Below are 18,164 nucleotides of genomic sequence, written 5' to 3' on the forward strand. Positions count from 1 at the left end.
CTTCCTGTTACGGTGAGGGAAATTGTTATTTTAGATAAGCGCGAAGAAGATGGCCGATTTCCGCCATCCGAACCGCGCGCTGATCTGGCGTAGTCTCCCCGCTGACCAGCTCATCTTTCAGATGGATTTCAACCATTTCACTCATCAGGCCATTAGACGCGCCGCGCACGGCGGCAATCTGTTGCAGAATCGCCAGACAAGGTTCGCCAGACTCAAGCGCCCGCTCCAGCGCTTCGACCTGCCCGCGTATGCGACGAACACGGGTAAGGATACGTTTTTTATCTTCAGGTGAATGCGGCATTCGACCTCCATATACTATAGGGGGGTATACTATCAGAATTTTATGTTTATGTAATTGTAAAATTACACACAATATAAAAATCAATAGCTTATAGATTTCCGGCATAGACCATCAAGAATCAGTTCACATTCAGCATATTCAGCTCATGGGAACTTTTTCAGGCCACAGACAATAAACACCAAAGCTTTCTTTCTAAGCTGCAATGTTCTGCCCGACTGGGGCACAGAGGTAATGCCGGTAAATCCAGTCCCATTACCCAGAAGTAAATATTTGCTTAATAGTTTTTATTTACTCACCAGGTGGTAATGAATAAAGGTTATGATATGAAGATGTCAGTCTTGTAAGAACGTAACATCACAACTGCGATACACCGCCGACGGGTAGCGAAAATATCTCAACCCTGTGTCTTTCCAGGCTTAGTCAATGTGGACAAAAAATCAAATGAGCGTTATTTGAAAGATTTTTAATACCCAAAAGCGTCATCATTATTGTTAATTTGAAATCAATCTCAGGTAATAATCCATGCCTATTTCGATTTGTAAACATGGTGCTCCTTTTGTTGTTCAACATGAAAATCGGTACGGTTCCGGTGCAAGTCAGTCATCATCACTTTCAAAATCAATCCGCCATATTAGCAACTCTCATGAGGAAATAAAATTTATAAGTTGCTATAGTGCAAATGGAGCCTGTTTTTCCAATGCACAGATGCTAGCCAATGCCTCAGGGAGGCCTGTTATAGGTTACTATGGGAAAATAAATAAGTTAACAGCCAGTCTGGATAATAGCGGTCGTATATTCCGCCCACAGCATAAGCTTGCGGCCAATATTTGTTATGTAGGTAATCGGCTTCTGAGCGCTCCAGTTCAACTTGGGTTTGGCCTGAAACATCTGCTAACCTGTCACTCAAATGGTAATGTCAGATAAAGTGTCATGCCATGTCCTTCCCGGCATTGCTATTCCACAGCCTACAGATATGGGCGCTCAGTTCTTTCCTCAATCGTTGCTATGGGAAGTTCTGCCGTCATTTCACGCTCTTGCCAACCAGCATTTTATTAAAGCCTGACTTTTACCAGAGTAATTTCATAAGAGTGCCCATCTTCTGGTCTAAAAATAATAAATCTATTGTTATTTTTAGTAAAGGATTTCGACAAAATAAAACTATCATGATATCTGGCCAGGACGTAGTACCAGCCTCCATCATACAATATCATTTCGTATTCTTTCTTTAATTGTGGTTTATAGATCCCAACAAAAAAAGAAAATATAAAAAAATATATAATAAAACCAAGCATAACTATAGTGAAACAATGCCTTCGCACCCAACTGAGTTGCGTAAAACAAATCACTGGCATCAATTTACTATAAAAACGCATCCCCACCGATAAGCATAAAGCTACCAGTAAAATGATAAAAAAAAGCTCCCACAAAAACGATTCTGTTAAGAGAGAAAACTCGATAACAATTGGAATAAAGAACAAAACCGCTGCCAAAAAAAGACGTAAAAAGCTAATGTCGTGGATACGTGCTTTTTGCTTTACTAGAAAAAATAATAGAATACCCACTCCCCACGCTATTATGAATATAGCCATCAGGCTAATCGCATGGAATAGACTTCGGGCAATGTTGTCAGGGCCGACGCCTACATACCACCACGGGAAACCATAGTACGCGGAGACGCCCCAGCCATAAAAATAGGCGCTTCCCCATCCCAAACCACCTAAATAGGCCAAAAGCATCGAAGAGTTTTTAATAATTGAATCATCATTCATTAGAGTTAACTCACTTAAGAAATATTTAATATGAAAATAGAAATCAAAATGTCACATAAAACACTAGCACTTTAGCAATAATAGTCGGATGATAAGTTTGTCTGTTTTTCCTGAGTATCAAGCCAGCTCATACTCACGCCAGCACACTAAAATCAGGAGTGGCTTCTTTTTTAGATCTTTGCCTTAGCCAGGCGCACACTCAATAATGATAGCAGTCAGATAATATGTACCAGGCATTAACCTCACGTTGTTGATGATATATTTACTTCGTTGAAAAACAATAAACATTGTATGTATTTTATTGGCGACAAAAAACTGTTAAAGAAGCGTAATTCCATATACACCATTTACCTGATTACTTTTCTTGCTAATATTTGCTAATTAATTATTTGCTAAAGCGTGTTTAATAAAGTAAGGAGGACACTATGCCATTGAGTGTTGGACAGGGTTATTTCACATCATCTATCAGTTCTGAAAAATTTAATGCGATAAAAGAAAGCGCACGCCTTCCGGAATTAAGTTTATGGGAGAAAATCAAAGCATATTTCTTTACCACCCACCATGCAGAGGCGCTCGAATGTATCTTTAATCTTTACCACCATCAGGAACTGAATCTAACACCGGTACAGGTTCGCGGAGCCTACATCAAACTTCGAGCCTTAGCGTCTCAGGGATGTAAAGAACAGTTTATTATAGAATCACAGGAACACGCCGATAAGTTGATTATTAAAGATGATAATGGTGAAAATATTTTATCTATTGAGGTTGAATGTCATCCGGAAGCTTTTGGTCTTGCCAAAGAAATCAATAAATCACATCCCAAGCCCAAAAATATTTCTTTGGGTGATATTACCAGACTGGTATTTTTTGGCGACAGCTTGTCTGACTCCTTAGGGCGTATGTTTGAAAAAACACATCATATCTTACCCTCCTATGGTCAATACTTTGGCGGAAGGTTTACTAATGGATTTACCTGGACTGAGTTTTTATCATCTCCACACTTCTTAGGTAAAGAGATGCTTAATTTTGCTGAAGGGGGAAGTACATCGGCAAGCTATTCCTGCTTTAATTGCATCGGTGACTTTGTATCAAATACGGACAGACAAGTCGCATCTTACACCCCTTCTCACCAGGACCTGGCGATATTTTTATTGGGGGCTAATGACTATATGACACTACACAAAGATAATGTAATAATGGTCGTTGAGCAACAAATTGATGATATTGAAAAAATAATTTCCGGTGGAGTTAATAATGTTCTGGTCATGGGGATTCCCGATTTGTCTTTAACACCTTATGGCAAACATTCTGATGAAAAAAGAAAGCTTAAGGATGAAAGCATCGCTCACAATGCCCTGTTAAAAACTAATGTTGAAGAATTAAAAGAAAAATACCCCCAGCATAAAATATGCTATTACGAGACTGCCGATGCATTTAAGGTGATAATGGAGGCGGCCAGTAATATTGGTTATGATACGGAAAACCCTTATACTCACCACGGCTATGTACATGTTCCCGGGGCTAAAGACCCTCAGCTAGATATATGTCCGCAATACGTCTTCAACGACCTTGTCCATCCAACCCAGGAAGTCCATCATTGTTTTGCCATAATGTTAGAAAGTTTTATAGCTCATCATTATTCCACTGAATAAAGTTCCATCGGCTGCGGTACGCCTTGAGCAAAACACAACTCAATATCATAGTGCCGGTGGCATGAAAATATGATGCTATCTTTGCTGCCGATTGGTCAATAAGTGATACATAGTCTATGTTCAGTAAGACAAAAATGGATAGAGTCGATAAATCGCCACCGTAACTAAAATACTCACTATCACACTGACAATAAAGTATGTTTTGAATGGCTGCTTTTGCGTTTTATGACGGAAGAGTTGTTGACCAACAATCGCCCCAGGCCACCCACCGACAACCCCAAACACCAACAAAGTGGATTCCGGCACTCTGCGCCAGGTTTTACGTGCCGCCGTTTTGTCTATACCGTAGATCGCCAGCGTTAGCACATTGGCGAGCAGGAACCACATCGCGACGGGATGCGATGTAAAAATGCTTCCGACCGCAGCGAAGATCAGGAGTAAATAACAAAAGCGGTTAAGATACATATCATTATGTCATAGCAATAATTAGGGGCATCGGAGCCCATTATACGCGATACATGCGCCTATGTGATGTAGAATTTTTTTCACTCAGCCAACGAGTCATTAAGGATTCATTTTTAATTACCATGGTAATCATAAGGTAATTAACGGCTGTGAACACGATTAAAATGGGTAAAGCCACCGAAAATGTTATCACCTTAATCGTTGCCAGGATAACTTAATGAAGAACCCTCTTTATTGCTGTTTGTTATCCGGTTGGCAGTCTCAGTTTTGGATTTATTAATCGTATTTATATTTATTACATAAGATGTACGATGTTAATTTGAGAATTTTATCTCAACAACCGTATATATTCAGATATTTCTGAATTAAGATTATCATCGATTAAAACAAGTTAACGTTTTGATAAACATAACAACATCGTCAAAAATCCTGATTTGTTGTCGTTTGTTCATGAGACAAATAATTTATATGCTTGCAAATATAGATAGCACGCAAATCAACTTAGCTCAAAAAATGTATTTGACAAGAAAAGATAAGTCTTTATATTGGCCCTGGATAGAGTGGTAAGATGATAATTAGAGACATGAAAGGCACCGTCACTGAAGCATTTATCTGCTTATCATGTAAATATGTATGCGTAAATGGAGCATAAACTATGTCCAGTATACTAATGTCTATGATATCTTTACATTTTCACCTTTCATGGTGTCGCTGCACTCATATCCAGTTGATATCTCATGGTATATTCAATCCATTCCCTTTGATGATTCCTGTCAAACCTCCTGATTAAATTAGTTAACAGCGATGGAATACATAACGTTAAGTACTTTACGCCTGCAAATGTCAGGCTCACGCCCTAATGCTTAATTTATAATACGCATTACCTTACTACAGGAAATAGATAGCATGTTATCCAAAAAATTTGGCTTATCGATGATAGTGTTGGGAATAATGTCGTCTTCAGCGTTTGCTGATAGCATCGTTGAAGGGAGAACGCTCAATGTCGCAGTATCACCAGCCTCTCCCCCTATGTTATTTAAAAGTGCTGATGGCAAATTGCAGGGGATAGATCTGGAGCTTTTTTCGTCTTACTGTCAGTCACGGCATTGTAAGCTAAACATCACCGAATATGCCTGGGATGGAATGCTTGGCGCAGTGGCGAGTGGTCAGGCAGATGTCGCATTTTCGGGAATTTCAATTACAGATAAACGTAAGAAAGTTATTGATTTCTCTGAACCTTATTACATCAACTCTTTTTATCTGGTCAGTATGGCCAATCATAAAATAACGCTCAATAACCTCAATGAATTAAATAAATATTCTATTGGATACCCTCGAGGAATGGCTTACTCCGACCTTATCAAAAACGATCTGGAGCCCAAAGGATACTACTCGTTAAGTAAAGTAAAATTGTATCCAACCTATAATGAGACGATGGCTGATCTAAAAAATGGCAATCTTGATCTGGCTTTTATAGAAGAGCCGGTTTATTTTACCTTCAAAAATAAGAAAAAGATGCCGATAGAAAGCCGTTATGTTTTCAAGAATGTTGATCAGCTTGGCATTGCCTTTAAGAAAGGCTCTCCCGTGCGCGATGATTTCAACTTATGGCTTAAAGAGCAAGGGCCACAAAAAATATCTGGCATTGTCGATAGCTGGATGAAATAGTAAGCTATGTCATCAGGTAATATGCTGGCTATCTTTTATTTCCTATTGGAAGGGATTGGTAATACGCTGCTTGTAACATTTACCTGTTTTCTCTCAGCGTTTTTGTTTGGGCTTACAGTCGCCGTATTACGGCGACTATCCCCCCTTCCACTACAGAAGATACTCGACGTACTGGTCTTTATTCTTCGGGGAATTCCAATACTTATTGCTGTTTTTCTTGTTTATTTTGGATTGCCATCGATTGGCATATATGTTTCACCTCTGGTGGCCATGAACCTCAGCGTCGGCTTAATCAGTGGGAGCTATCTTGCCGAGGTGTTCAGAGGGGCGCTTAAATTAGTTGAGCCATACGAAATTACGGTAGCGAAAGTAGCAGGAATGCGTCAATTACAGGTTATAATAAATATTGAACTGCCACAGATGTTGCGATTTTCTGTGCCCGGTATTATCAATGAGTTTTCTTCTGTATTAAAAGCGACGCCCTTTGCTTATACTGTAGGTATCGCTGAAATAACGAAGCAGGCAATGTCACTGACAGCCATCACGCTGAACGGGTTACAGATCTATACTCTTGCCGGGGTATTATATTTCATTATTTATAAAGTTTTTACTCTTCTGGCCGGAGTGTTTGAGAAAAAATATCGCATCAGTTGAACCATAAAAATAGAGGTGATACTCATGGCTTTACTGAAACTAAAAGAGATAAGTAAGGAATATTCAGGAAAAAAGGTTCTTGATACGGTTAGTCTGAAAATTCAATCGGGAGACATGAAAGTAGTCATGGGGCCATCAGGTTGTGGAAAAACGACGCTTTTACGCTGTCTGCTTCGATTAGAAGAACCTGATTATGGCAATATTTATTTTCACGGGAAAAATATTTACGACAAAGAATTTACTATTCTTGAGTTCAGAAAAAAAGTTGGTTGTGTCTTCCAGAATTACGCTTTGTATCGCCATCTTAACGTCATGGATAATATTACCCTTGCCCTATGTAAAGTGTTTGGCATGCCGGGACAACTAGCCCGGGAGAAAGCCTTACATGAGCTACAAAAACTTGATATGGCCTCGCATAGCGCGAAATACCCTTCGCAATTATCGGGCGGCCAGCAACAGCGCGTCGCCCTGGCCCGTACAATGGTCACCGACCCAGAACTCATTATTTTTGATGAGCCGACGTCTGCGCTTGATCCGCTCATGACTCGTGAAGTCGGAATGTTGATCAAGCAACTTCACGACAATGGCGTCACTATATTATGCGTCACTCATGATATTCGCCTCGCCAGATTACTAAGCGATAACGTAACGTTTCTTAATCATGGCAAGATTCGTGCAGAAGGCGCTTTTACCGATCTTGCCTTACGAGAAACGGATCCAGATATCCACTGTTTTTTTAGCGAGGCACAACGATGATCGCTGGCTGGTCTCTCTTCTTTAATGACCTGACTGAACAACTGCCACTTGTTGTGGACGGTATTAAAGAAACCTGTAAACTTGCGCTGATTGTTTCCATCACCGGTTTTTTGTGGGGAATTATTATTTTCTTTCTGAGCCTGAGCCATCGCCCCGTGGTAAAAGCCATAACTCGACTGTACATGGATTTCTTTATCGGTACGCCACTCATTCTTATTCTATTTGTTATCTATTATGGTTTACCTCAATCTGGCATTCACCTGTCCTCTTTTACCGTGGCGGTTACAGGTTTTACCTTGAATGTCGGCGCATATAATGCCGCGTACATGACAACGGCCTATAACGCATTGAATAAGTATGAAACGGAGGCAGCAGTCGTTCAGGGGTTGAACAAACGGCAGGTCTTTTTGTGGATTATACTGCCTCAGGTATTGCTGTCTTCCATTCCAGCCTTAACGAATCAGGTGATTAATAACCTTAAAGACAGCACCATCGTTTTTCTTATCCAATATACTGAGTTTTTCGCGCGAATTCAGGAGGTTGCTGCAACCAGCTTTAAATTCTTCCATGCTTACCTTTTTGCCGCCATAGTGTATCTTATTGGCGTTACCTTTATCGTCGGTTTGACCCGGTTTTTAGAGCATAGACTGCTTCGCCATTACGGTCAGGGTTACTGAGTTGTACTGCACTATTCTGATTAATTCACCACTGACATTATCAAAGTTATTTTTATTTAGCGTTGATTAAGATTTTAACCTTCATTATTGCGTTAGATGTCCATTCTGGTCTAAGTCTTACTCCATTGAGGATATTATGGCGCTACCACAACTATCAATATGGCAGCCCGGCGATGGGTTAAGAAAAATAAAGTATAAATATCATGTTTGTCTCATTGTCATATTTTCCGTCCTTATACGGTTGCTGTTTTTAACTGACCGCTACCTTTGGTGTGACGAAGCGTCCAGCGTGCTGATTAGTCGACATAGCGTAGATAATCTGCTCTTCCATGCCGCTTTTGACGTGCATCCTCCGCTTTATTATCTGTTACTGCATGACTGGATGATATTATGGGGTGATAGCATTGCAGCGGTACGCTCTCTCAGTCTACTCTTTGGGATCCTGACAGTTGTGCTGGTTATCGCGCTTACGCGATGGCTGGCAAATGAACGTACAGCCTTATTGGCGGGATGGTTCGCCGCCCTGATGCCGATGGCAGTCCATTACAGTCAAGAAACGCGCATGTACGCGTTAATGGGAATGCTAACACTCGCTGCCGCGTTAGCATTGATGATGTGGATAAAAACACCCACCCATAATCGCTATCTTGTCGCGTATGCTTTACTTATGACGTTCAGCTTTTACACCCATTATTTCACCCTATTTACACTTATTGCCCACTGGATCGCAGTAACAATATTATCCTGCCAAAGCCATAAAACGGCCTGCTACCTTAAACTTCCTGGCTGGTGGTTTGCTAACCTGGCGATTGCTGTCGCTTATCTCCCCTGGTTGCCCGTATTGTTTAATTTACTGACTCATCTGGCGCAGTTGAGAGCCGGTAATGATATCGGTTGGATTCCCCCCGTAACATGGCGTGACCTGCCTGCGATGTATTGGCATTTCTTTACCGGAAACAACGGACAGGGTTTTCCGTCGTTCATTCTGTGGCTGGCTGTGGGAGGTTTTATCGGTACTGTGGGGCGAATATCTTTATGCAACGGAGAATATGAAAGATATCAGCTGATATTATTTTGTAATCTGGTCATCCCTGTAATGCTGGTCTTCATCATTTCCTGGTGGATGCCGTTATTTATCGATCGTTATTTCTTCTTCTCATCGCTGAGCATTCCTCCCCTGCTCGCGGTATTACTTACCCGCGCAAAAAAAGCGGTTTGTGGCTTCTGGTTTATCTTATTCACCTTATTATTCGGCTATGGTTCATATCATAATAACCCTGAGCACATAGACGAGTTTAAACCACTGGTAAACTATATTAATACCCGTCACCAGCCTAATGATGCCGTGGTAGTCAGTAAAATGTTCGATTATTTAAGTTATGTGTATTATAATAAGCGAGATTATCGTACGTTTCTTTATACACCGCCTAACGCTCATGGAACATCAGGCAGACCGAATGCCTATGGCTTTGGTTCACTGTTTTATGCGCAAGCCGATCAGACATATATTGATACTCTGACAACGCTTTCAAAAAGTTACCATCGTGTCTGGTTGGTAAGCGGCGGTAACTTTAGTCAGGATTATCCCTTGCCGTCAGAATGGCAAAATATCGCAAACTTCAGAAGTGGTAGATTTCAGGTACAGTTATTTGTAATACCGACTCAACAGGCGCGTCAAATGCAATGATTACCGTTTTTTATCCAGTGCAGTGATAAACAGTACTGCCACTGCCAGACCGCCTAAAAGTAAGGTCCAGCCAAACGCTTCAAAAACCTCAATCATATCGCCTCCAGGTAGGTGATATTAAATAAAGATGGCTATCTCAGCGTAACATTTAAAATATCAATTAATGTGCAATAATCGCTTTATGTGTTTGAATAAATATTGTTCTTCCTGCATTTAATTGCATTGTTATTATCAAAGGGCTTAATACGCGTACATCAACGATTATTAATTATCAGCTTATAATAATATGACTGTTCAACTCATTTATCAGCTATTATTATCCTCTATATTCTTTAAGATAGCCGCTTAATTCATAATATCTCCTTTATTCATCGCATTAAATTACTCACTCACCTGATTAATGCTTGCCTAACGATTGCTTCGTTGTTTTAATTCCAGCGCGAAATTATTTAGTGAGAGAACAATGAAGCATACACAACAATCAGGCGCAAAAGTCTATAACCCATTCACGCTTAGCTTATATGACTGGTGGGTACTCAATATCTCAAACAAATATGCATGGAAGTGTCCTACTGATACGCAACTACTTCCTTTCTTCCTGCATCACATGGGCGAGACTCACCTGGATATTGGCGTAGGTACAGGTTATTACCTGAAACATGCACCTGCGACTCATGCCATTTCGCTGATGGATTTAAATCCGGATAGCCTGAAAATAGCCGCCAGCCGAGTGGGTAATACGAAAATCCGCGCCACACTACAACACGATGTTTTCGACACGTTCCCGGCGGACTGGCACGGGCGCTTCGATTCCGTTTCGATGTACTATCTTCTGCACTGCTTACCTGGTGAGATGACAACAAAAGCGAAGGCAATTAAAAATGCCGGTATGGCGCTTAAACTCGGCGGCACACTTTTTGGCGCCACGATTCTGGGCAAAGAGGTTCCTCACAATGCTTTTGGTAAGAAATTAATGGCTGTTTATAACAAGAAAGGAATATTCAGTAATACCAATGATTCAGCCGATACGTTACGCAGCGTGTTGGACGAACATTTCGCTAAGGTGACTTTGGAGCAACATGGCGCCGTTGCGCTATTTTCCGCCACTACGCCACGCTCATCGTAAGTACAGGCACTTCCGAGCGGTCGGCAGCGCGATCATGTGGGTTTAACCCGTTGATTAAACATTGGATTACGGAATAGCAATTGCTTATTTTATTTGTCATACAAATAAGTATAATACCCGCTTCCGATGTAGACCCGTCCTCCTTCGCCTGCGTCACGGGTCCTGGTTAGACGCAGGCGTTTTCTGTATGGAATACGCAATCCCCTCTGATAGATGCCTTGTTTACCTGAAGCAGTTAACCCCACCTGCGACAAACGTCATGCAGGACGGTCAGTCACGCTTACGCGGCATCATCCGTAACAGCGTATTGTCTTTCCAGAAATAGTGATGCATCAAAGCAGCGATGGCATGAAGTCCAATAACAAAATAGCCCAGATTCGCCAGCGTGACGTGCCAGGATTTCAGCATATCTACGCGTTCAAAGTTAGCTTCGGCGGCATGCGGCATAGTAATGCCAAATGCGACCCAGGGATTGCCGCGGTTATACATCATGACCAGACCAATAACAGGCAGCGCGATAAATAACAGGTAAATCACCAGATGTCCCAAATGCGCCATTCCGGTCATCATCGGTTTTGGACGAGGAACAATGGGCGGCGTGGGATATTTCAGCCGAATAATCAAGCGCGCCACCATTAAAAGCAAAATAGTGATACCACATGAAACATGCGTCATATTAAACCAGGGCCGATAACTACGCGGCGCAAAACCGCGTAGTTCCATCGCGGCGTAAGCCACAATAACCAGAAAAAAGACTAACCAGTGAATACCAATTTGCAGGCCGGAATACTTATTGCCCATAGCGCGTCCTGAATGAAAACCGTAAAGCGACAACATAACCAGCTTTTATAAATAATTCATCAAATTTATGAGATGGTGGTCGCACTTGCCCGTTCACCCTCGCAAACGGGCGATTTTTAGCGTAACGCTCTCTGTTCTAACGCACTGCGCAGCGTCGTATCTGCCTGCAATACCTGCCATGCGTTTTCAATATCGCGTGGGATATCAACGTGAATGATAAAATCTTTACCGCGCGGTCCATACCCTGTTTCATCGTCACGCAAACGTGGCAGCTCGCCGGCAATCAGAGACAGATAACGCTCCACCGTCCAGATGCCCTCTTCAACGTTGGCAAAACGTGTACCGCCGTTAAGGTGGCGCAGTACCGGAACAAAACCAGGAAAACTCAGCCAGCGCGGCGCATCGGTGTCGTCGTTTGTCACGCGCCGGAATGCCGCGATAGTGCGCCGCTGCATGGTGGGGTCTTGCACAACGATAGCCGTGTTAATGTTTTCTTTCGCCTGACGGATCAGTGCGCAGGAGAAACGGGCATTTTCGCCGCAATTAGTTGACCGATCTTCCAGCCAAATTTTCTCAGCCGGAATATGCCAGAACTGGTTCGCGATATCCGCGAGGATCGCGGCTTCAGCGCGTCCGGTTGTGCGAATAGTGTGGTAGCGCGGATGCCGGGCAATCACGGCGTACAAAAACGGCGTCGAATGACCTATACCGCCGCTAATCAGTAAAGGAACGCCTTGCGCTTTGGCGATGCGACAGGCCGCGTCGATAGTGGGGATCACCGCATTGCCCGCCAGGACGACGCAATCCGACGAATAAGATTGTTCGCCGGAAAAATCATTTTGCGCCAGCCACTGTCCGACGGTATTCACCGCCAGCAATGTTTCCGCAGAGAGCGCCGGAAATGGCGTTGTATTCATAATTCCTCCTTTTTGTTCCGAACTTGTACCGGATCTCTTTGAAAGACATCGTCGCCTGGCTTTTTAGGCCGTAATCTGATCCATGGCCTGTAAAATACGCTTATCGGAAATAGGATAAGGCGTACCGAGCTGTTGGGCGAAATAACTGACACGCAGTTCTTCAATCATCCAACGGATCTCTTTAACATCATCATCTTCGCGACGCGCTGGAGGCAGTTTATTTATCCATTGTTGCCACGCCTGCTGGACGCTTTCGACTTTCAGCATTTGCGCCCGATCGCGGTGCGGATCGACAGCCAGTTTCTCCAGCCGCTTTTCAATTGCCTGCAGATAACGCAGCGTATCGCCGAGACGTTTAAAGCCGTTGCCAGTCACAAAACCACGGTATACCAGGCCGTTCATCTGCGCCTTGATATCGGAAAGCCCCAACGCCATGCTCATATCCACCCGCCCTTTCAGACGCTTATTGATATTGAATACGGTCGTCAGGATGCGCTCAACCTGCTTCGCGATATCCACCACAGTATCATTCAGCTCGGCGCGTACCTTTTCGTGCAGCGCGGTGAAACCTGCTTCGCTCCACACCGGCCCGCCGTTGGCATCTATCAGCTTATCTACCCCGCAGGCGATACAGTCATCAATCAACTCCAGTACTTTGCCGTACGGGTTAAAGTACAGCCCCAGCTTGGCTTTATTCGGCAATTTCTCATGCAGATACTTTATCGGTGAAGGAATATTGAGCAACAGCAGACGGCGTAAACCGCACCACATCGCCTGTTGTTGTTCCAGCGGATTATCAAACAATTTGATAGCGACGCTGTCACGCTCATCCACTAATGCCGGCCACGCCTTCACTTTATAATTACCGCGTTTCTGTTCGTAGCTTTCCGGCAGCTCGCCGAAACTCCAGATATGCAGCCCGCTCTGCTCGATGCCGTCATCCGCCACCGCCGAGAGCGTCTCCTGCACTTTGCCTTTCAGCGCATTTTTAAGCTCGGCGAGCGAACGCCCTTCCTGCAGTTTCTTGTTTTTGTCATTCACCACGCGAAACGTGATTTTCAGATGCTCGGGCACCTGATCCCAATGCCAGTCTTCCCGGTCGACCGTGACGCCGGTCATCCGGCGCAGTTCACGCTCCAGAGCGTCCAGCAGCGGCAGCTCCAGCGGCGTTACGCGACCTAAAAACGCTTCAGCATAGTTTGGAGCCGGAACAAAGTTGCGACGTACCGGTTTTGGCAACGATTTAATCAGCGCAATAACTAATTCACGGCGCAGTCCTGGGATCTGCCATTCAAAACCGCTCTCATCAACCTGGTTAAGTAGCGGCAACGGAATATGGACGGTCACGCCGTCAGCATCCGCGCCCGGTTCAAATTGATAGCTCAAACGCAGCTTGAGATTGCCCTGGTGCCAGAAATTCGGGTAATCCAGTTTGCTGATTTTTTCCGCGCCTTCTTTAATCAGCATACTTTTTTCAAAGTTGAGCAGATCCGGCGTCTCGCGGCTGATTTTTTTCCACCAACTATCAAAGTGGCGGGCGGAAATAACGTCATGGCTAATACGCTGGTCATAAAACTCAAACAGGGTATCGTCATCCACCAGGATATCGCGGCGGCGAGATTTGTGCTCAAGTTCCTCGACTTCCGCACGCAATTTTAGATTCTCACGGAAGAAGGCATGACGGGTTTGCCAGTCCCCCTCCACCAGCGCATGGCGGATAAACAACTCGCGACACAACGCCGGGTCAATCTGGCTGTAATTCACCTTGCGCGCGGTGACAATCGGCAGACCGTAGACAGTAACCTTTTCCGTCGCCATCACCGCGCCTTGCGCCCGCTCCCAGTGCGGTTCGCTATATGAACGTTTAATCAGGTGCTGGGCTACCGGTTCCACCCATTCTGGCTCAATGCGGGCAGCGATACGCCCCCACAAACGGCTGGTCTCCACCAGTTCTGCGACCATTGTCCATTTCGGCGGTTTTTTGAATAAACCGGAACCGGGGAAAATAGAGAATCGGGCGTTACGCGCGCCGGTGTACTCTTGTTTATCGGCATCTTTCATCCCGATATGCGACAACAGCCCCGTTAACAACGCAACGTGAATTTCCCGGTATTCTGCGGGTTCGCTGTTTACCGGAATCCCCAGTTCTTTTACCACCTGACGCAGTTGGGTATAGATATCCTGCCACTCACGCACGCGTAAATAGTTCAGATAGTCGGTGCGACACAGACGGCGGAATTGATTCGACGACAGGGCCTTTTGTTGCTCGCCGAGGTAATTCCACAGGTTAACAAACGCCAGAAAATCAGACTCCTTATCATGGAAACGCCGGTGTTTCTCATCGGAAGCCTGCTGCTTATCCACTGGGCGCTCGCGCGGATCCTGAATAGAGAGTGCGGAAGTAATGATCATCGCTTCGCGCACACAGCCATGCTTTTGCGCTTCCAGAACCATACGCGCCAGGCGCGGGTCGACCGGCAACTGGGATAATTGTCGGCCCAGCGGCGTCAGCTTATATGCCGTTTGCTGTTCGTCGGCGGTAATCGCCCCCAGCTCTTCCAACAAACGCACGCCATCCTGAATATTGCGCTTATCCGGCGCTTCGACAAACGGGAAGGCGGCAATGTCACCCAGCCCCAGGGCGGTCATCTGCAAAATAACCGACGCCAGGTTGGTACGTAGAATTTCCGGGTCGGTAAATTCCGGACGTGACAAAAAGTCATCTTCCGAATACAGACGAATGCAAATCCCTTCCGATACGCGTCCGCAACGCCCTTTACGCTGGTTGGCGGAAGCCTGTGAGATCGGTTCAATCGGCAGGCGCTGCACTTTAGTGCGGTAGCTGTAGCGGCTGATGCGCGCAGTGCCAGGATCGATCACATATTTGATACCCGGCACCGTCAGCGAGGTTTCCGCCACGTTAGTCGCCAGCACGATACGGCGTCCGCTGTGCGACTGGAAAACGCGGTTCTGTTCGCTGTTCGACAAGCGTGCATACAGCGGCAACACTTCGGTATGCCGTAAGTTCAGCTTGTTCAGGGCGTCGGCGGTATCGCGGATTTCCCGCTCTCCGCTCATAAAAATCAGGATATCGCCGGGACTTTCACGCCCCAGTTCATCGACAGCGTCGAAAATTGCCTGTAGCTGATCGCGTTCAGTGTCGTCAGCCTCTTCCACAATGGGGCGATAACGAACTTCTACGGGATACGTTCGGCCAGAGACTTCGATAATCGGCGCGTTATTAAAGTGGCGCGAGAAGCGTTCCGGGTCGATGGTCGCAGAGGTAATAATCACTTTCAGATCGGGGCGACGCGGCAGAAGTTCTTTCAGATAGCCGAGCAAGAAGTCAATATTCAGGCTGCGTTCATGCGCTTCATCAATAATGATGGTGTCATACTGCATCAATAGCCTGTCCTGCTGGATTTCCGCCAGCAGGATACCGTCCGTCATCAGTTTGACCATGGTGTTGCTACTGACATGATCGCTGAAACGAACTTTATAGCCGATGCAGCCGCCAGGCTCCGTTTGCAACTCTTCGGCAATGCGGTTAGCGACGGTGCGCGCCGCCAGACGACGCGGTTGAGTATGTCCAATAAGTCCTTTAATTCCGCGTCCCAGTTCCATACAAATTTTCGGCAACTGGGTGGTTTTACCGGAACCGGTTTCCCCTGCCACGATCACCACCTGATGATCGCGGATCGCTTCCAGAATGTCCTGTTTCTTCTGGCTAACAGGCAGATTTTGCGGATAAGTGATTGAGGGGCGCGCCGCTTCGCGGAGAGCGACCTGCGTCGCAGCCTGTTCAATTTCTTTCGCCATCGTCTGGAAAATGGCCTGTTGCGCATCAGGATTTTTTACTTTCTTTACGCCATGCAGGCGGCGCGAAAAGCGCTGTTTGTCGCGCAGCATCAGTGCATCCAGCCGCTGCTGTAACACCTGAAGTGTCAACCTAGATTGTTCAGTCATAAAGCTCTTGGGCAGCATTCTGCCTGTTTAAAATCGTTTTAAATGATAGGTATAGAGTACCACATTGGGGCTTTTTTTGTGTTGTTCAATAATTTCGAACAAAGGGTTCGATATATTGCGCTATCCCTGCGACATATTTGTGAATAAAGTGTCAACAAGCAACGGGGCACGCCCCTTCAAACACATAAAAGGAAACACCCATGAGCAAGGTATTAGTTCTTAAATCCAGTATTCTGGCAGGGTACTCTCAGTCTGGTCAGTTGACTGACTATTTTATTGAACAATGGCGCGAAAAACACGTCGCAGATGAAATTACTGTCCGCGATCTGGCGGCCAACCCTGTTCCGGTGCTGGATGGCGAGCTGGTGGGCGCGATGCGTCCGGGCGATGCGCCTTTAACGCCACGTCAACAGGACGCTCTGGCGCTGTCTGATGAACTCATTGCTGAACTGAAAGCCCACGACGTCATCGTTATTGCGGCACCGATGTACAATTTCAATATCCCGACGCAGCTGAAAAACTACTTTGATCTGATTGCCCGCGCCGGTATCACTTTCCGCTATACCGAAAAAGGCCCGGAAGGTCTGGTAACCGGCAAACGCGCGGTGGTTCTCTCCAGCCGCGGCGGTATCCATAAAGACACCCCGACGGATTTGATTGCGCCTTACCTGAAAGTGTTCCTTGGTTTTATCGGTATCACCGACGTGAATTTTGTCTTTGCCGAAGGCATCGCCTACGGGCCGGAAGTGGCGGCTAAAGCTCAGGCCGATGCAAAAGCCGCGATTGACAGCGTAGTGGCCGCTTAAATATTTTTGCCTCCCGTTTCGACGGGAGGTGACTTCTTAGGTTCGTAGCGCAAATATCCTACCACGCCGCTACTGCCGCCATCGCTGGGATGCGTTACCCCATCATTGACTTCAACGCAGGCGAAATCAAAAGGCGACACATTTTCGATGCACGCCACATTGACCCCATATTGATCGGGATTGGATCGGCGCTGATGAAAAGTATATATCCCGCATACCGAACAGAAAAAATGCACCGCCTTGCCCGTATTGAAGCGATATTCGGTAAGCTTATCCTGCCCTTTTAGCACTTTAATACCCGATAGCGGCGCAGACACTGCCACCGCTCCGCGCATCCGGCAAAACGAACAGTTGCAGCGCCTGGCGGTATGAAAGCCATCGCTAAGTTGAACGGTAAACACGACGCTGCCACAATGGCAAGCAGCAGATAATTTTTCAGACGTCATACCTGGTTACTCTCGCGAATAGTGATACCAGTCGACAGTATAGAAATAGCCTTCCGGTTCGCCTAATGTAAATACGACCTCCGTATTCAAAAATTACCCATATAAAAATGCATTTTGCGGTAAAAAAATTGTCGGGAAGCGGTTATTTACGCATCCATTTGCCATTAATTCCCTGGACATATTCTCCCGGCCTGGCGCGCTCAACCAGTTTTTGCCCTGCCATCTTCGCCACCTCGTCCACGGGAAGATGATTGCTATCCGCTAACTGCTGATAACTGGCGCGGCGGGCATGATTAATATCAAGCACCAGTTTCTGGGTTTCGGCATCATTCTTTAAGGCCACCAGATAGCCATTCAGCGTTTCCCCGACCCGGCCCTGCGTGCGCGCTTCGTCCAGGGTTAAGGCCCACACAGAAGGTGTGAGCAAGCTCAGCGTCAGCACCCATAGTATTAAATACTTTTTCATTATGGCC

Annotated in this window: 17 protein-coding genes; 9 read left to right on the top strand and 8 right to left on the bottom strand. The window is 45.4% G+C overall.

Going from position 1 to position 18,164, the window contains the following annotated elements; all coding sequences use genetic code 11:
• Positions 1–25: 25 nt before the first annotated feature.
• Positions 26–301 carry a metal/formaldehyde-sensitive transcriptional repressor gene (locus ACLJRS_RS04160; protein WP_001120770.1) on the bottom strand — a complete coding sequence of 92 codons (276 nt, stop codon included), beginning with the start codon at positions 299–301 and terminating at the stop codon, positions 26–28.
• Between the two features lie 522 nt (positions 302–823).
• Between ACLJRS_RS04160 and steB the strand changes: the two genes are divergently transcribed.
• The gene (steB, locus tag ACLJRS_RS04165; protein WP_001540100.1) at positions 824–1,225 is read left to right on the top strand and encodes a type III secretion system effector SteB; all 402 of its coding nucleotides are present in this window, start codon (positions 824–826) and stop codon (positions 1,223–1,225) included.
• Between the two features lie 128 nt (positions 1,226–1,353).
• Here the strand turns inward: steB and ACLJRS_RS04170 are convergent, their stop codons facing one another.
• The gene (locus ACLJRS_RS04170) at positions 1,354–2,070 is read right to left on the bottom strand and encodes a membrane protein (RefSeq protein WP_000997195.1); all 717 of its coding nucleotides are present in this window, start codon (positions 2,068–2,070) and stop codon (positions 1,354–1,356) included.
• Positions 2,071–2,495: 425 nt separating this feature from the next.
• Here ACLJRS_RS04170 and sseJ point away from each other — a divergent pair, with 425 nt between their 5' ends.
• Positions 2,496–3,722, top strand: coding sequence for an SPI-2 type III secretion system effector SseJ (gene sseJ / locus ACLJRS_RS04175; RefSeq protein WP_001131430.1), 1,227 nt, complete (start codon positions 2,496–2,498; stop codon positions 3,720–3,722).
• A gap of 120 nt (positions 3,723–3,842) precedes the next feature.
• On the opposite strand, the gene ACLJRS_RS04180 is transcribed toward sseJ, so the two are convergent.
• A complete protein-coding gene (locus tag ACLJRS_RS04180) occupies positions 3,843–4,187 on the bottom strand; it encodes a DUF1294 domain-containing protein (protein ID WP_000281185.1) in 345 nt (114 codons plus the stop codon).
• Positions 4,188–5,093: 906 nt separating this feature from the next.
• Between ACLJRS_RS04180 and ACLJRS_RS04185 the strand changes: the two genes are divergently transcribed.
• The 6 genes from ACLJRS_RS04185 (at position 5,094) to ACLJRS_RS04210 (ending at position 10,755) form a co-directional block, all read left to right on the top strand.
• Complete coding sequence (locus ACLJRS_RS04185; RefSeq protein WP_000949370.1) at positions 5,094–5,855, top strand: transporter substrate-binding domain-containing protein; 762 nt, start codon at positions 5,094–5,096, stop codon at positions 5,853–5,855.
• Between the two features lie 6 nt (positions 5,856–5,861).
• A complete protein-coding gene (locus ACLJRS_RS04190; protein WP_000094446.1) occupies positions 5,862–6,509 on the top strand; it encodes an amino acid ABC transporter permease in 648 nt (215 codons plus the stop codon).
• 24 nt (positions 6,510–6,533) lie between these two features.
• Positions 6,534–7,265: an amino acid ABC transporter ATP-binding protein gene (locus tag ACLJRS_RS04195; RefSeq protein ID WP_001196340.1), complete on the top strand. Its 732-nt coding sequence runs from the start codon at positions 6,534–6,536 to the stop codon at positions 7,263–7,265.
• Entirely contained in the window at positions 7,262–7,942 is a 681-nt protein-coding gene (locus ACLJRS_RS04200; RefSeq protein ID WP_000560166.1) for an amino acid ABC transporter permease, read from the top strand. Before ACLJRS_RS04195 ends, ACLJRS_RS04200 begins: the two co-directional genes overlap by 4 nt.
• Before the next feature lie 136 nt (positions 7,943–8,078).
• Complete coding sequence (locus tag ACLJRS_RS04205; protein WP_001532476.1) at positions 8,079–9,629, top strand: glycosyltransferase family 39 protein; 1,551 nt, start codon at positions 8,079–8,081, stop codon at positions 9,627–9,629.
• A 463-nt stretch (positions 9,630–10,092) separates the two neighbouring features.
• Entirely contained in the window at positions 10,093–10,755 is a 663-nt protein-coding gene (locus tag ACLJRS_RS04210) for a class I SAM-dependent methyltransferase (RefSeq protein ID WP_001672692.1), read from the top strand.
• A 270-nt stretch (positions 10,756–11,025) separates the two neighbouring features.
• Here the strand turns inward: ACLJRS_RS04210 and cybB are convergent, their stop codons facing one another.
• The 3 genes from cybB to hrpA all read right to left on the bottom strand — a co-directional run bounded on the left by cybB (position 11,026) and on the right by hrpA (position 16,439).
• The gene (gene cybB / locus ACLJRS_RS04215) at positions 11,026–11,556 is read right to left on the bottom strand and encodes a cytochrome b561 (protein ID WP_000527277.1); all 531 of its coding nucleotides are present in this window, start codon (positions 11,554–11,556) and stop codon (positions 11,026–11,028) included.
• 116 nt (positions 11,557–11,672) lie between these two features.
• Entirely contained in the window at positions 11,673–12,473 is an 801-nt protein-coding gene (locus tag ACLJRS_RS04220) for a YdcF family protein (protein WP_001098518.1), read from the bottom strand.
• A 63-nt stretch (positions 12,474–12,536) separates the two neighbouring features.
• Complete coding sequence (gene hrpA / locus ACLJRS_RS04225; RefSeq protein ID WP_024135799.1) at positions 12,537–16,439, bottom strand: ATP-dependent RNA helicase HrpA; 3,903 nt, start codon at positions 16,437–16,439, stop codon at positions 12,537–12,539.
• A gap of 200 nt (positions 16,440–16,639) precedes the next feature.
• Here hrpA and azoR point away from each other — a divergent pair, with 200 nt between their 5' ends.
• A complete protein-coding gene (gene azoR, locus ACLJRS_RS04230; protein ID WP_000048924.1) occupies positions 16,640–17,245 on the top strand; it encodes an FMN-dependent NADH-azoreductase in 606 nt (201 codons plus the stop codon).
• On the opposite strand, the gene ACLJRS_RS04235 is transcribed toward azoR, so the two are convergent.
• Entirely contained in the window at positions 17,242–17,691 is a 450-nt protein-coding gene (locus ACLJRS_RS04235) for a GFA family protein (RefSeq protein WP_001518898.1), read from the bottom strand. The two genes, azoR and ACLJRS_RS04235, sit on opposite strands and share 4 nt — an antisense overlap.
• A 142-nt stretch (positions 17,692–17,833) precedes the next feature.
• Positions 17,834–18,157, bottom strand: a complete 324-nt coding sequence (locus tag ACLJRS_RS04240; RefSeq protein ID WP_000760345.1) for a YdbL family protein — start codon at positions 18,155–18,157, stop codon at positions 17,834–17,836.
• Between the last annotated feature and the right edge of the window lie 7 nt (positions 18,158–18,164).

It is taken from the genome of Salmonella sp. SAL00670 (genome assembly GCF_046552235.1).
GTDB lineage: Bacteria > Pseudomonadota > Gammaproteobacteria > Enterobacterales > Enterobacteriaceae > Salmonella > Salmonella enterica.

Excerpts from the sequence above, each read along its gene's own strand:
- cybB (WP_000527277.1), bottom strand. The coding sequence starts at position 11,556 with ATGGGCAATAAGTATTCCGGCCTGCAAATTGGTATTCACTGGTTAGTC.
- ACLJRS_RS04160 (WP_001120770.1), bottom strand. The coding sequence starts at position 301 with ATGCCGCATTCACCTGAAGATAAAAAACGTATCCTTACCCGTGTTCGT.
- steB (WP_001540100.1), top strand. The coding sequence starts at position 824 with ATGCCTATTTCGATTTGTAAACATGGTGCTCCTTTTGTTGTTCAACAT.
- ACLJRS_RS04190 (WP_000094446.1), top strand. The coding sequence starts at position 5,862 with ATGTCATCAGGTAATATGCTGGCTATCTTTTATTTCCTATTGGAAGGG.
- ACLJRS_RS04240 (WP_000760345.1), bottom strand. The coding sequence starts at position 18,157 with ATGAAAAAGTATTTAATACTATGGGTGCTGACGCTGAGCTTGCTCACA.
- ACLJRS_RS04205 (WP_001532476.1), top strand. The coding sequence starts at position 8,079 with ATGGCGCTACCACAACTATCAATATGGCAGCCCGGCGATGGGTTAAGA.
- ACLJRS_RS04200 (WP_000560166.1), top strand. The coding sequence starts at position 7,262 with ATGATCGCTGGCTGGTCTCTCTTCTTTAATGACCTGACTGAACAACTG.
- sseJ (WP_001131430.1), top strand. The coding sequence starts at position 2,496 with ATGCCATTGAGTGTTGGACAGGGTTATTTCACATCATCTATCAGTTCT.
- ACLJRS_RS04235 (WP_001518898.1), bottom strand. The coding sequence starts at position 17,691 with ATGACGTCTGAAAAATTATCTGCTGCTTGCCATTGTGGCAGCGTCGTG.
- ACLJRS_RS04185 (WP_000949370.1), top strand. The coding sequence starts at position 5,094 with ATGTTATCCAAAAAATTTGGCTTATCGATGATAGTGTTGGGAATAATG.
- ACLJRS_RS04220 (WP_001098518.1), bottom strand. The coding sequence starts at position 12,473 with ATGAATACAACGCCATTTCCGGCGCTCTCTGCGGAAACATTGCTGGCG.
- azoR (WP_000048924.1), top strand. The coding sequence starts at position 16,640 with ATGAGCAAGGTATTAGTTCTTAAATCCAGTATTCTGGCAGGGTACTCT.
- ACLJRS_RS04180 (WP_000281185.1), bottom strand. The coding sequence starts at position 4,187 with ATGTATCTTAACCGCTTTTGTTATTTACTCCTGATCTTCGCTGCGGTC.
- ACLJRS_RS04170 (WP_000997195.1), bottom strand. The coding sequence starts at position 2,070 with ATGAATGATGATTCAATTATTAAAAACTCTTCGATGCTTTTGGCCTAT.
- hrpA (WP_024135799.1), bottom strand. The coding sequence starts at position 16,439 with ATGACTGAACAATCTAGGTTGACACTTCAGGTGTTACAGCAGCGGCTG.
- ACLJRS_RS04195 (WP_001196340.1), top strand. The coding sequence starts at position 6,534 with ATGGCTTTACTGAAACTAAAAGAGATAAGTAAGGAATATTCAGGAAAA.
- ACLJRS_RS04210 (WP_001672692.1), top strand. The coding sequence starts at position 10,093 with ATGAAGCATACACAACAATCAGGCGCAAAAGTCTATAACCCATTCACG.